Raw genomic sequence first — 12,973 nt, 5'->3', positions numbered from 1 at the left:
CCGAGGACGGCACGATTCCGGACGTGGGCGGCCCGCAACTCGGCGTCCGGGCTGCGCAGCCCGCACTCGACCCCGTTGCCGCGCCCGCACCGTGCCCCGGTGGGCGCGACGGTCGCGGCCCCGGCGCCGCAGCGGACCAAGGCGCCGCAGTCCAGCAACGCGCCGCTGGCGATCGCCGTCGGCCTGCTGATCGGCCTGATCGTCATCATCGCGATCATCATCGCGTTGATGTAGTCCCGCGCGGAGTCAGTCGATGCGGCGGCGATGCGCCCATCGGGTGAGCGCGTTGCGGTTGGACTGCTGGGTTTTGCGCAGCACGTTGGAGGCGTGGGTCTCCACGGTCTTCACCGAGATGAACAGGTTCTCGGCGATCTCGCGATAGGTGTAGCCGCGGGCGAGCAGCCGCAGCACCTCGAGTTCGCGCGGGGTCAGCGAGTCCAGCTCCGGATCGAGCGGGGGCTCGGGCACCTGCGACTTGCCGGTGAACGAGTCGAGCACGAAACCGGCGAGCCGTGGGCTGAACACCGCGTCGCCGCCGGCCACCCGGCGAATTCCGTCGGCCAGCTCGGCGCCCGAGATCGTCTTGGTCACATAGCCTCTGGCGCCGGCCCGGATCACCGCGATCACGTCCTCGGCGGCGTCGGACACGCTCAGCGCCAGGCACACCGGCCCCTCCTCGATGCCCGCGAGCACCGCGACGCCGCCACCGTCGGGCATGTGCACGTCGAGCAGGACCACATCCGGCTGCGTCGCCTTGATGCCCGCGATCGCCTCGGCCACCCCGCCGGCCTCGCCGACGACCTCCATGTCGGTTTCCCTGCTCAACTCCGCTCGCACACCCGACCGGAACACGGCGTGATCATCGACCAAAAAGACCCGCACGGACCGTTCCTCCGCCTCTCCGCGATTCTCGACGGCCGGACGCGCCGCGCCGGTTTCGTCACCCCGAACGGCCGTCACACTACGGCACACGCGAGGCTTCCGAAACCTCGACGGGGATCGGCTCGACCTCCGGCTCCTGCTCACCGGAGTCGGTGCGCGGCATGGTGATTCGCACCTCGGTGCCCCGGCCGGGAGCGGACAGGATCTCCACCTGGCCGCCGCGGCGCTCGATCCGGCCGCGAATGGACTTCGCCAGGCCCTGCCGGTCCTGCGGCACCGCGGCGGTGTCGAAACCGGCGCCCCGATCGCGCACGAAGATGCTCACCTGGTGTGGCTCGGTCTCGGCGAACAGGTCGATCTCCGGGACGCCCGCGTGCTTGGCGGCATTCACCAGCGCCTCCCGGCTGGCGCCGAGCAGCGCGGTGAAGTGCTCCTTGGGCAGGCCCGCGCCGGTCTCGCCGATATCCATCGACACGTCGCCGACGGTCACCGGGGTCACCTTCACGCCGTGCTGATCCTCCACCTCACCCGCGATGGTGCGCAGCGCGGCGGCCAGGCTCGACTGCGCGGGGGCCGAATCCTCGAACAACCATTTGCGCAGTTCCCGCTCCTGACTGCGCGCCAGGCGCAGCACCTCCTGCGGGTCCTCGGCCTGGCGCTGGATCAGTGCCAGCGTCTGCAGGACCGAGTCGTGCAGGTGGGAGGCGATCTCCTCGCGCTCCTCGTTGCGGATGCGGGCGGAGCGCTCGGCGTTCAACGCCCGCATCATGCGCAGCCACAGCGGCACCGTCAGCAACCCGGCCCCGACCAGCGTGACGGCCACCGCGATCAACGCGGACCCGAGCGAGCTCAGATCGATCCTGGCCAGCACCACCACGCCGAGCCCGGCCACGATCAGCGTGCCGCCCGCGACGATGCGCGCCCACGTCACCACCGAGGGCCGCGCGGGCAGGCCGAGCAGCGACCGCGGGCCGTCCGCGTCGTACTCCCGCCACACCAGCGCCGCGCCGATGGCGACGACGATGATGGGCGCGATCACACTCGCCGCGGTCCCGCTGAACAGCCACGACACCCCGACCGCGAGGCCGATGCCGAGCAGCGCGAGCCCGATCGCCTGACGCCGTTCCGAGCCGGAGGCCTTCGCCACGTCCGAGCCGCCGGGGGTGAAGATCCACAGCAAACCGTAGGTGACGATGCCCGCCCCGAACGCGGACAGCAGCACGAACGCCATCCGCACCTTGAACACGTCGACGCCGAGGTGGTCGGCGAGCCCGCCGGCCACGCCGCCGACGATCCGCCCGCCCGAGCGACGCACCATCCTGGCGTGCGGCGGGACGCCGAGGTCGACCACCGGAGCCGGTCCGAAACCGCGTGCGGCGTCGAACCCGCGCGCGGTATCGAACCCTCGGGCGTCGAACGAGGGCGCAGACGGATACATGCTTTCGATAGTGGCACGCCCCGCCGACAGCTAGCATCAGGAATCTCCCTGATCTTCGGTTGTCCGATGGATGACGTTCTCGGGCCCGGCCGGGTACATAAGGATCTCCGAGATTGTTCAGGGTTCTCCCCGATGCGCGGATGCGCTGGTCAAGCACAGGATGGGAGCCATGACGAAAACGAACTTCGGCGATCAGCTCCAGCAGATCTGGCGCACCCGGCCGGTGCGGTTGCCTCGGCAAGGGCCGATCGCAGGCGTGGCCGCCGGGTTCGCGCAGCGGTACAACGTCGATCCCGTGCTGGTGCGGGTGGCCTTCGTGGTCTCCGCCATCTTCGGCGGATCCGGAGTGGTGCTCTACCTTCTGGCCTGGCTGCTGTTCAGCGCGGCAGGCGACGAGTCGTCCGCGGCGGAGTCGCTGGTCGGCAAGGGGCACAGCTCTCAGTCGCAGACCAAGACGATCGTGTTGATCGTCGCGCTCGCCATCGCGGTGAGCACCATGGGCCCCGTCGGCGTCGGTCTCGGTGGTTCCGGGCTGATCAGCATGGCGCTCATGCTGGCGGGCTGGTGGATGCTGCATCTGCGCAATCCCGAGCCGCCGCCGGGCACCACGAGCGAGTTCAGCGGATTCATCGTCGACAACGGCATCGCGGCGACCGGCTACCCCGGCGCGGTCTTCCCGCAGGGTCCGCAGCGGACGGCCGGCGATATGTACACGCCGCCGACCAGCGTGTACACGCCGTACACGAAGCTGCCGGACGCTTACGTCCCGGAGACACCGAGCGAAGCGGAAATCGTGCCGTCGCAGCAAGATTCCGGTTCGGGCACCGAATCCAAGCTGGCGCAGCAGGTTTCCGGCTCAGATACCGAAACCGTACTGACGCCAAGCGATTCCGGCACCACTCAGGCACCGATCGCCGACGCGGAGACCGTCGTGCTGCACAAGGGCGATCAGGAACCGGCCGACAAGAACACCCAGCCTCGACTCGAAAAAGCCGACGCCCCAATCGATCTCGACAAGGGCGATACCGAGGTGATCGACACCGCCGCGGACTCGACGCCTTCTGCCTCAGGCCCGTCGCTCGACAAGGACTCGGCCTCCGGCGGCACCTTCGTGCCGAAGCCCCCGACCCCGGCCACCCTCGGCCGCCCGACCCCACCCTCCTGGGACCCGCTCGGCGTCGCCCCCCTTGCCTGGGATCTGCCCGAACCGACCCCGGCCCGCACCGTCGTCGCGCCGCCGCCCAAGCGCCCGCGCTCCCGGCTGACCCCGGTGGTCATCGGCCTGGCCATCCTCGCCGCCGCGGGGGCGGGCGCGCTGGCCGCCAGCGGTGTCGAGTGGATGACGCCCGGCCGGATCGCGGCGGTGGCGCTCGCGGTGATCGGCCTCGGCCTGGTAGTCGGCGCGTTCCTGCGCCGCGGCTACGGCCTGCTGGTGCTGACCGCGCCGCTGGCCGGGTTCGTCCTGCTGGCCTCGGCCGTCGGCCCGGTGGAGTTCGACCGGGGCGCGATGGGCGAGCACACCTGGACACCGACCTCGATCAATGAGCTCGACCCGTCGTACCGGGTGTCCATGGGCTCCGGCACGCTGGACCTGCGGCAGCTGAACCTGACCGAGAGCCGCACCGTCGACGTCGACGTACAGATGGGCGACTTCCAGGTGTGGGTGCCCGCGGGCATGACCCTGCACGTCAACTGCCACGAGACCATGGGCAATGCCGAGTGCGGCAACGCCGTCAGCGGTCCGAACACCCCGGGCGCGAAGGTGCTCACGCTGAACGCCGATGTCCGCGCCGGAAACGTGGAGGTGCACCGTGGCTGACAAATCCAAGGATTCGACCGACTGCCGCCGCGGCCCTTCCGTCTCGATGCTCATCGTCGGACTGCTCGTCCTCGGGGTGAGCGCATGGGCCTTCGTCGGCCCCGAGTCGTGGCCGTCGACCAGCGTGGTCCCGCTCGGCTGGATCGTGGTGCTCGTCGCCATCGTCGTCGGCATCGTGCTGGTGGTCTCCCCGCGCCGCCGACGCTGATCGACCAGACGAGAATGGCCCGTCCGATCGGACGGGCCATTCTTGTTGCGCTACAAGGGTTTCACTCCCACTCGATGGTGCCCGGCGGCTTGCTCGTCACGTCGAGCACGACCCGGTTGACCTCGGCCACCTCGTTGGTGATCCGGGTCGAGATCCGCTCGAGCACCTCGTAGGGCAGCCGGGTCCAGTCGGCGGTCATCGCGTCCTCGCTGGAGACCGGGCGCAGCACGATCGGGTGACCGTAGGTGCGGCCGTCGCCCTGCACGCCCACGCTGCGCACGTCGGCGAGCAGCACGACCGGACACTGCCAGATCTGCCGATCCAGCCCGGCCGCGGTGAGCTCCTCGCGCGCGATGGCGTCGGCCTGGCGCAGCGTGGCCAGCCGGTCCTCGGTGACCTCGCCGACGATGCGGATCGCCAGGCCCGGGCCGGGGAACGGCTGCCGGCCGACGATCTCCTCGGGCAGCCCGAGCTCGCGGCCCACGGCACGCACCTCGTCCTTGAACAGCAGGCGCAGCGGCTCGACCAACTCGAACTCCAGGTCGTCCGGCAGGCCGCCGACATTGTGGTGGCTCTTGATGTTCGCGGTGCCGCTGCCGCCGCCGGACTCGACGACGTCGGGGTACAGGGTGCCCTGCACCAGGAACTCGACCTTCGGGGCGGCGTCCGCCTCGGCGTCGTTCGTCTGCTCGATGACGACCTCGGACACCGCGTCCTCGAAGGAGCGGATGAACTCGCGCCCGATGATCTTGCGCTTCTCCTCGGGGTCGGTGACGCCCTTCAACTCACCGAGAAACTTGTCGACCGCGTCGACGGTGACCAGCTTGGCCCCGGTCGCGGCGACGAAATCCTGCTGCACCTGCTCGCGTTCCCCCGCCCGCAGCAGGCCGTGATCGACGAATACACAGGTCAACCTGTCGCCAATGGCGCGCTGCACCAGCGCGGCGGCGACCGCGGAGTCGACACCGCCGGAGAGCCCGCAGATGGCATGCCCGTCGCCGACCTGCTCGCGTACCGCGGCGATCAGCGAGTCGGCGATGTTCGCGGGGGTCCAGGTGGCGCGGATGCCCGCGATCTCGTGCAGGAACCGGCTGAGCACCTGCTGTCCGTGCGGCGAATGCAACACCTCCGGATGGTATTGCACACCGGCCAGGCGCCGGGCGCGATCCTCGAACGCGGCGACCGGTGCGCCCGCGGTGGTGCCGGTGACCTCGAAACCCTCGGGCGCGTCGGTGACCGCGTCGCCGTGACTCATCCAGACCGGCTGAATGGTAGGCAGACCGCCGTGCAGCACGCCGCCGTCGATATTGAGCTCGGTGCGGCCGTACTCGCGGGTGCCGGTGTGCGTCACCGTGCCGCCGAGCGCCTGGGCCATCGCCTGGAAGCCGTAGCAGATGCCGAAGACCGGCACGTCGAGATCGAACAGCCGCGCGTCCAATTGCGGTGCGCCCTCGGCATACACGCTGGACGGGCCGCCGGACAGAATCACGGCGAGCGGCTGCTTCTCCGCGATCTCCGCCACCGTCGCGGTATGCGGGATCACCTCCGAGAACACACTCGATTCACGGACCCGCCGGGCGATCAGCTGGGCGTATTGCGCGCCGAAGTCGACGACGAGGACCGGTCTCTGTGTTTCTGCCACCGACTCAGTTTAGTGAGCCCGCCGCGCACCCGAACCATCGGCACAGCAGCTTCGCCGAGCCCCGGTCCAGCAAGCGAAAAGGCGAGCCGGCAAATCGCCCCACCAGTCCCCGCGCCGCTGGCTATCCTCGTGCTCGTGCCATTCGCCCGCGCGATCGACGCCGACATCCACTACGAGGACAGCGGCGGGAGCGGCCCGGTGGTGCTGCTAGCACACGAATTCTTCATGGACCGGACCATGTTCGCGGCCCAGATGGCCGCGCTGGCACCGGAATTCCGCATCGTCTCGTGGGACGCGCGCGGCCACGGCCGCACCAGGGACGAGGGTCTGCCGTTCACCTACTGGACCGCGGCCCGCGACGCGCTGACGGTGCTCGACCACCTCGGCGCCGAGCGCGCCGTCGTCGGCGGCACCGCGCAGGGCGGCTTCACCGCGTTGCGCACCGCGCTCATCGCGCCGGAGCGGGTGTCGGCGCTGATCCTGATCAGCACCGAGGCCAACGGCCCGACCCCCGAGCAGTCCGAGGCCACCCAGCGGTTCCTCGCGCAGTGGTACGACGACGGCTCGCGTGAGGAGGCGGCGAATCAGTTGGCGTCCTGGCTGATCGGCGACGACAACTGGTACCGCACGATCTGGACCACCCGCTGGCTGCTGCGCGACTGCCACGGCATCGAGGTAGCCGCGGGCTGCCTGCTCAGCCGGGACTCGGTGCTGGAGCGGCTGTCCGAGATCACCTGCCCCGCCCTGGTCATCCACGCCACCGACAGCGGCATCCCGCCCGACCGGGCCAAGCAGCTGACGCAGGGAATCACCGGCGCGACCTACGTGGAGATCCCGGGCGCCCGGCTCGCGGTCACCATGACCCACCCCGAACCGGTGAACATCGCCATGCGGCAGTTCCTGCGCGAGCGGATCAGCCCGTCACACGCGCGCTAGGCCCGTGTCGAAGTCCGGACGGGACTTCGACACGGGAGCTCATGCGCGAACGCTGAGACCGACCTTCTGGAACTCCTTGAGGTCCGAGTAGCCGGCCTTCGCCATCGAACGACGCAGGCCGCCAACGAGATTCAGCGAGCCGAACGGGTCGTCGGAGGGCCCGTACAGCACCTGTTCGAGGCTCGGGCGCACCGCGTCGCCGCTGCCGTCGTCCAGGTCCCACTCGACGCCGAGCAGCGAGCCGCGCGGCACCGACGGGTGCGCCGCGGCCGACGGCCAGTACCAGCCGCGGCCCGGGGCCTCGGCGGCCACGGCCAGCGGCACGCCGAGCATCGCGGCATCCGCGCCGCAGGCGATCGCCTTGGCCAGCTGACCGGAGGTCTCCACATCGCCGTCGGCGATGACGTGCACGTAGCGCCCGCCGGTCTCGTCGAGGTAGTCGCGGCGCGCGGCGGCCGCGTCGGCGATCGCGGTGGCCATCGGCACGCCGATGCCCAGCACCTCGCGAGTGGTGGTCGCGCCGGGGAACGAGCCGTAGCCGACGATGACGCCCGCCGCGCCGGTGCGCATGAGGTGCAGCGCGGTCCGGTGATCGCTGACGCCGCCCGCGACGACCGGCACGTCGAGCTCGGCGATAAAGGTCTTCAGGTTCAACGGCTCACCGTCGCCGACGTGCTCGGCGGAGATGATGGTGCCGTGCACCACGAGCAGGTCGACCCCCGCCTGCACCAGCGCGGGCGTGAGCGCGCGGGCGTTCTGCGGGCTCACCCGCACGGCGACGGTCACACCGGCCGCCCTGACCTGCGCGACGGCGGCGGCCAGCAGCTCGGGCTGCATCGGCGCCGCGTGCAGCTCCTGCAGCAGCGAGACGGCCCGCTCGTAGCCGCCCTTGCCGACGAGCTCGAGCAGCTGATCGATCTTCGCGGCGACGTCCGCGTGCCTGGCCCACAGCCCCTCGCCGTTGATGACGCCGAGGCCGCCGAGCCGCCCGAGCTCGATGGCGAACTCCGGCGAGACCAGCGCGTCGGTGGGGTGGGTGAGGAACGGGATCTCGAAGCGGTAGGCGTCGAGCTGCCAGGACAGCGACACCTGCTTCGACGAGCGGGTCCGGCGCGAGGGAACGATGTCGATATCGTCCAGCTCATAGGTACGCCGGGCGGTTCGGCCCATGCCGATCTCGACCATGTCGCGCACGCTAACTCCTTATCTTCGGCCGCGCGGGCGCGGCGTGTTCGTGGTCCCCAGTGCCGGCATCGCGAAGCGATTCGACCAGGGGTGGCGGTCGGGCGGCGGGTGGGCCGCGTGTCCGAGCGGTCGAGACTCTCGCCGGCGGCGCACGCGCTTCGACCGCTCGGACGCGCGACGGGCCACGAACGGCGCTCGCAGAACTCACGCTGTGGTGGCCGATGTTTGTGACGGAACGTCGCGACACAGGCTAACCGTCGTGCGCATTGGGGTTCATTGCGTCGCGGTCGAGCACCGTTTTTCGGCGCGCCCATTCGGGTTAGGCCTATGGGCTCAGTGTGCCATCTGCCGGCCCTGATTTGTTCATGAAAAGCCTGTTCCCCGCACGGACTCGGTCTCGTGCGGGGACATCGAGCAGGCTAGGCGCGCCCGGTGTAGTTCGGCGCCTCGACCGTCATCGTGATGTCGTGCGGGTGGCTCTCCTTGAGGCCCGCCGCGGTGATCTGCACGAACTGCGCTTCCTGCAGGTGCGCGATGGACTGCGAGCCGGTGTAGCCCATGGCCGCGCGCAGGCCGCCGACGAGCTGGTGGATGACCTGGTTGACGGGGCCGCGGAACGGCACCCGGCCCTCGATGCCCTCAGGCACCAGCTTGTCCTCGGCGAGCACGTCGTCCTGGAAGTAGCGGTCCTTGGAGAAGGACTTGGCCTGCCCGCGCCCCTGCATCGCGCCGAGCGAGCCCATGCCGCGGTAGCTCTTGAACTGCTTGCCGCCCACCAGGATCAGCTCGCCGGGCGACTCGGCGGTGCCGGCGAGCAGCGAGCCGAGCATCACGGTGGACGCGCCCGCGGCGATGGCCTTGGCGATGTCGCCGGAGAACTGGATGCCGCCGTCGGCGATCACCGGGACGCCGTGCGGCTTGCACGCGGCGACGGCCTCGAGGATCGCGGTGATCTGCGGCGCGCCGACCCCGGCGACCACGCGGGTGGTGCAGATGGAGCCGGGACCGACGCCGACCTTCACCGCGTCGGCGCCGGCCTCGACGAGCGCGAGCGCGCCCGCCCTGGTCGCGACGTTGCCGCCGACGATCTGGATCCGGTCACCAACCTCGGCCTTGATCTTGGTGACCATCTGCAGCACCTGCGACTGATGGCCGTGCGCGGTGTCGACGATGAGCACGTCGACCCCGGCGTCGGACAGTGTCATGGCGCGCGACCAGGCGTCGTCGCCGACGCCGACCGCGGCGCCGACCAGCAGACGGCCGTCGCGGTCCTTGGTGGCGTCCGGGTACTGATCGGTCTTGACGAAGTCCTTGACGGTGATGAGGCCGCGCAGCTTGCCGTTGCCGTCGACGATCGGCAGCTTCTCGATCTTGTGCCTGCGCAGCAGGCCGAGCGCGGCCTCCGCGGTGACGCCCTCCTGCGCGGTGATCAGCGGCGCCTTGGTCATCACCTCTTCGACCCGGCGGTTCTGGTCGACCTCGAAGCGCATGTCGCGGTTGGTGATGATGCCCACCAGGCTGCCGACCTCGTCCACCACCGGAAGGCCGGAGATGCGGAACCGGGCGCACATGGCGTCGACCTCGGCGAGGGTGTCCGACGGGCGGCAGGTGACCGGGTCGGTCACCATGCCCGCCTCGGACCGCTTCACGGTCTCCACCTGCGCGGCCTGATCGGCGGCGGACAGATTGCGGTGCAACACGCCCATGCCGCCGGCCCTGGCCATCGAGATGGCCATCCGCGCCTCGGTCACCGTGTCCATGGCCGAGCTGACCAACGGAGTCCGCAGGCGGATCTCCCTGGTCAGTTGGCTGGAGGTCTCCACAGAGCTGGGGATGAGATCCGAGGCGGCGGGCAGCAACAGCACATCGTCGAATGTGAGGCCGAGCATGGCGATCTTGTTCGGATCGTCACCACCCGTAGATGGGCGGACAGCGGTGCGTTCGCCCGATACGGGATTACTCATTCGGATCGACCCCTCCTGGACGTCGACAGCGACCGACGCCGGGGTCACCGACGCCGCGTGCGGCTGATGGGATGGACTGGGTGGCTCCGGGGGAATCGTGTCGGGTGCTCGCCGGGGCCTGACACCATGGTATCTGTCCCGCAAACTCGTCGGCGAAGTGAGCCCACCGGGGGAAGGCAGGGAGCCGGAGCCGAGCGGGGACGGGTGCGCACCGGCGAAACTTGCGGCCGACATAGCTGGCGCAGACCACCCTGTTCTGCGTACCGTGGGGATGTGCGTGACCATCTACCACCTGGCTTGCCGCCGGATCCGTTCGCCGGAGACCCCTCCGACCCGTCCGCCGCGCTCGACGCCATCGAGCCCGGTGAGCCGCTGGATCCCCACGAGCGCCTTGCGGTCGAGGAAGATCTCGCCGATCTGGCCGTCTACGAGGCGCTACTAGCGCACCGCGGCATCCGCGGGCTCGTGGTCAGCTGCGAGGACTGTCGGCAGGACCACTACCACGACTGGGACATGTTGCGCGCCAACCTACTTCAACTGTTGGTGGACGGCACCGTGCGCCCCCACGAGCCCGCCTACGATCCGACGCCGGAAGCGTACGTCACCTGGGACTACTGCCGGGGATACGCGGACGCCTCGATGAATGAGGCCTTTCACGGCGACGGATTCGACGGATTCGACAACTGAGGTTCGCAGTACCGAACCGATGACGCTCCCCCTCCGCGGAGCCCGCGTGGAGCGGTACACCGCGCTGTGATCTTCGACGCAGTCGCAACGGATCCCGGTACGCGGTCGACGGGGCATGACACCGGCGAAAGACAGAAAACCGACCGCCGTTCGGCAATCGGTTCTTGTCTTGTTCGAAACTTCTCGAGGGTGGCTGGCTAACTCGGCGTCGCCGCGCCGCCGCCCGACGGAATGACGAATGTGGTGGCCGGGCTGCCCTGCGTCGGCACCCGGGGCGGCACGCTCGGCGCGCCGCCGTTGTCCGCGGTCGGCTCGACCACCGTCGGCTTCGAGATGGTGGTCGGCGTCACCGGAGGTTGCGTGGTCGGCTCCGCCGTCGGCGGCGGCGTCGTCACCGTCGGCGGATTCGGCTTCTCGTCGGTCGTCGGCGTGCTCGGCTCGGTGGGTTCGGTCGGCTTGTCGCTCGGCTGACCCGGCTTCGTCTGCTGAACCGGCGGCACCGCGGTCTCGTTGCCCGACGGCGCCGGCTTCGTCGTCGTGCTCGAAGACGGATCGGTCGGCTTCGTCGACGTGCCCTGGTCCAGCTGATCGGCCAGGTCGCCGTAGCCCATGTCGCGCAGCTGGGCGACGAGTCGCTTCCACTCGGACATCAGCTTGTCGTGCCGCTCAGGGTTGTCGACCTGTTCGGCGTTGACCCGCGCCTGCTCGAGGCGATTCTTGGCCTGCGCCGGATTCTGGGTGATCAGCTTCCCCGCTTCATCCAGATCGGTGTCGGCCCGCTGCGCCACGGTGCTCTGCGCCGCCTGGCTGAAGACGACCTCCTTGACCTTCCACAGCGGATCGCCGGGTTCGGAACCGTAGGAGAACGCCGTCACGCCGCCGAAGATCAGGGCCAATGCCGCCGCGGCGCCGAGCAACGGGCGAACCAGCCGTAGCCGACGGGGGCTGCTGCCGCTGTGCGCCTCGTGCCGCACCTGACGTGCGCCGATCTCCTGATTGACCGCGGCGACGACCGCGTCGAGATCGGGCGCCGCGGGCATCGGCGGGGAGACCAGTTCCGCCCGCCAATCCGCGAGCAACGCCGCGAGTTGATATTCCTCCGCGCTGTCGGTCCGTACCGGGCCATCGCTTGCGATGGCTTCGATCAACGCGTCGTCGCGGCGTACCGCGGCGATGTCGATCGGGCCGGTGTCTTCGGACGCGTCGGCGTAGGGACCGCTGTTCCGCGATCCAAGCCGCGCTTTCCAGTCACCCCGACCGCGCTCGCCATCCCTAGCCATACATTTCACCTGCCCTCGCCACTTGAGACTTCAGTTTCGCGAGCGCCCTGTGCTGGGCCACTCGTATCGCTCCCGCCGTACTGCCCACGGCGACTGCGGTTTCTTCGGCTGACAAACCCATGACCAATCGCAGGATCAGGATCTCTCGATGTTTCTCGGGGAGGGTCGCGAGCAGACGATTCATCTGCCTGCTCGTCTCCGATTCGAGAGCTCGTTGTTCCGGGCCATGGTCGGTGGATATGACATCTGGTACTTCGGCCATTGCCTCCGCCTTGTTACGGGCGGCGTTGCGATGGGCGTCGGCGACCTTGTGCGAAGCGATTCCGTAAACGAAGGCCATGAAGGGCCTGCCCTGGTCCTGATACCTGGGCAAGGCGGTCATCACGGCCAAACAGACCTCCTGCGCAACGTCGTCCGCGGAGAGCTGCCCACGCTCCGCGGCTCCGATCCGCGCGCGGCAGTAGCGCACCACCAGCGGGCGGATCATCTCCAGTACCTGAGCTAAAGCGGATCTGTCGCCCTGCGCAGCCGCAGCGACGGCGAGGTCCAACTCTTCGCCCGTGTTCGTCATCGTCAGAGAGATTCCTGGCGTTACAAGTGGCACGGTCGGTGATGACCAGTGCTTCCGCCGAAGCGGCGGAACGGAACTAACAATAGCGATACAGCGCGCGGAACAAGGCAACACGGTCGTCCTTTCAACCACCGGCCCCGCGCGACCCGAGGTAGCCGCGCTCCGCGCCGCCGCGTGAGCCTCCTCCGCGCCGCCGCGTAGGCATCTTCAGCGCCGCCGCGTAGGCATCTTCAGCGCCGCCACGTAGGCATCTTCAGCGCCGCCGCGTAGGCCTTCTCAGCGCCGCCGCGTAGCCCTCGCCGACGTCACGGCCGGAACCGCCCGCCACGTCGGACGATGGCCGCGGCGCAGTCCCGCGCCT

The 12,973-nt window shown here is 69.7% G+C and carries 11 protein-coding genes and 1 pseudogene; 5 read left to right on the top strand and 7 right to left on the bottom strand.

Annotated elements, in window-relative coordinates; translation table 11 throughout:
* Window positions 1-234: pseudogene (locus tag ON39_RS46985) on the top strand (serine/threonine-protein kinase); the annotation flags it as partial.
* Between the two features lie 12 nt (window positions 235-246).
* Here ON39_RS46985 and ON39_RS05655 read toward each other — a convergent pair.
* Both ON39_RS05655 and ON39_RS05650 read right to left on the bottom strand, forming a co-directional pair.
* Window positions 247-882, bottom strand: a complete 636-nt coding sequence (locus ON39_RS05655; RefSeq protein ID WP_040731812.1) for a response regulator — start codon at window positions 880-882, stop codon at window positions 247-249.
* 79 nt (window positions 883-961) lie between these two features.
* Window positions 962-2,200, bottom strand: a complete 1,239-nt coding sequence (locus ON39_RS05650; RefSeq protein ID WP_051186328.1) for an ATP-binding protein — start codon at window positions 2,198-2,200, stop codon at window positions 962-964.
* 280 nt (window positions 2,201-2,480) lie between these two features.
* Here ON39_RS05650 and ON39_RS45645 point away from each other — a divergent pair, with 280 nt between their 5' ends.
* On the top strand, window positions 2,481-4,139 hold the full coding sequence (locus ON39_RS45645) for a PspC domain-containing protein (RefSeq protein WP_051186327.1): 1,659 nt from the start codon (window positions 2,481-2,483) through the stop codon (window positions 4,137-4,139).
* Window positions 4,132-4,347 (top strand): hypothetical protein, encoded by a 216-nt coding sequence (locus ON39_RS05640; protein WP_051186326.1) that lies wholly within the window; start codon window positions 4,132-4,134, stop codon window positions 4,345-4,347. The genes ON39_RS45645 and ON39_RS05640 overlap by 8 nt, the downstream gene beginning before the upstream one ends.
* A 61-nt stretch (window positions 4,348-4,408) precedes the next feature.
* Here ON39_RS05640 and guaA read toward each other — a convergent pair whose 3' ends face one another.
* Entirely contained in the window at window positions 4,409-5,989 is a 1,581-nt protein-coding gene (gene guaA, locus ON39_RS05635; protein WP_040731802.1) for a glutamine-hydrolyzing GMP synthase, read from the bottom strand.
* 135 nt (window positions 5,990-6,124) lie between these two features.
* Here guaA and ON39_RS05630 point away from each other — a divergent pair, with 135 nt between their 5' ends.
* Window positions 6,125-6,925, top strand: coding sequence for an alpha/beta fold hydrolase (locus ON39_RS05630; RefSeq protein WP_040731805.1), 801 nt, complete (start codon window positions 6,125-6,127; stop codon window positions 6,923-6,925).
* 39 nt (window positions 6,926-6,964) lie between these two features.
* Here ON39_RS05630 and ON39_RS05625 read toward each other — a convergent pair whose 3' ends face one another.
* Window positions 6,965-8,119: a GuaB3 family IMP dehydrogenase-related protein gene (locus ON39_RS05625; protein ID WP_040731801.1), complete on the bottom strand. Its 1,155-nt coding sequence runs from the start codon at window positions 8,117-8,119 to the stop codon at window positions 6,965-6,967.
* A gap of 410 nt (window positions 8,120-8,529) precedes the next feature.
* Window positions 8,530-10,074 (bottom strand): IMP dehydrogenase, encoded by a 1,545-nt coding sequence (guaB, locus tag ON39_RS05620; protein WP_083894261.1) that lies wholly within the window; start codon window positions 10,072-10,074, stop codon window positions 8,530-8,532.
* 273 nt (window positions 10,075-10,347) lie between these two features.
* On the opposite strand from guaB, the gene ON39_RS05615 reads away from it, so the two are divergent.
* Window positions 10,348-10,761, top strand: coding sequence for a DUF5319 domain-containing protein (locus tag ON39_RS05615; RefSeq protein ID WP_022567296.1), 414 nt, complete (start codon window positions 10,348-10,350; stop codon window positions 10,759-10,761).
* 197 nt (window positions 10,762-10,958) lie between these two features.
* On the opposite strand, the gene ON39_RS51140 is transcribed toward ON39_RS05615, so the two are convergent.
* Entirely contained in the window at window positions 10,959-12,041 is a 1,083-nt protein-coding gene (locus ON39_RS51140; protein WP_040731798.1) for an anti-sigma-D factor RsdA, read from the bottom strand.
* On the bottom strand, window positions 12,034-12,612 hold the full coding sequence (locus tag ON39_RS05605) for a sigma-70 family RNA polymerase sigma factor (RefSeq protein ID WP_040731797.1): 579 nt from the start codon (window positions 12,610-12,612) through the stop codon (window positions 12,034-12,036). The genes ON39_RS51140 and ON39_RS05605 overlap by 8 nt, the downstream gene beginning before the upstream one ends.
* Between the last annotated feature and the right edge of the window lie 361 nt (window positions 12,613-12,973).

Origin of the sequence: Nocardia tenerifensis NBRC 101015 (assembly GCF_000308715.1) — a bacterium.
Classification (GTDB): Bacteria; Actinomycetota; Actinomycetes; order Mycobacteriales; family Mycobacteriaceae; genus Nocardia; species Nocardia tenerifensis.
Note: the sequence above shows the minus strand (reverse complement) of the source record. Positions and strands in the feature narration are given on the sequence as shown.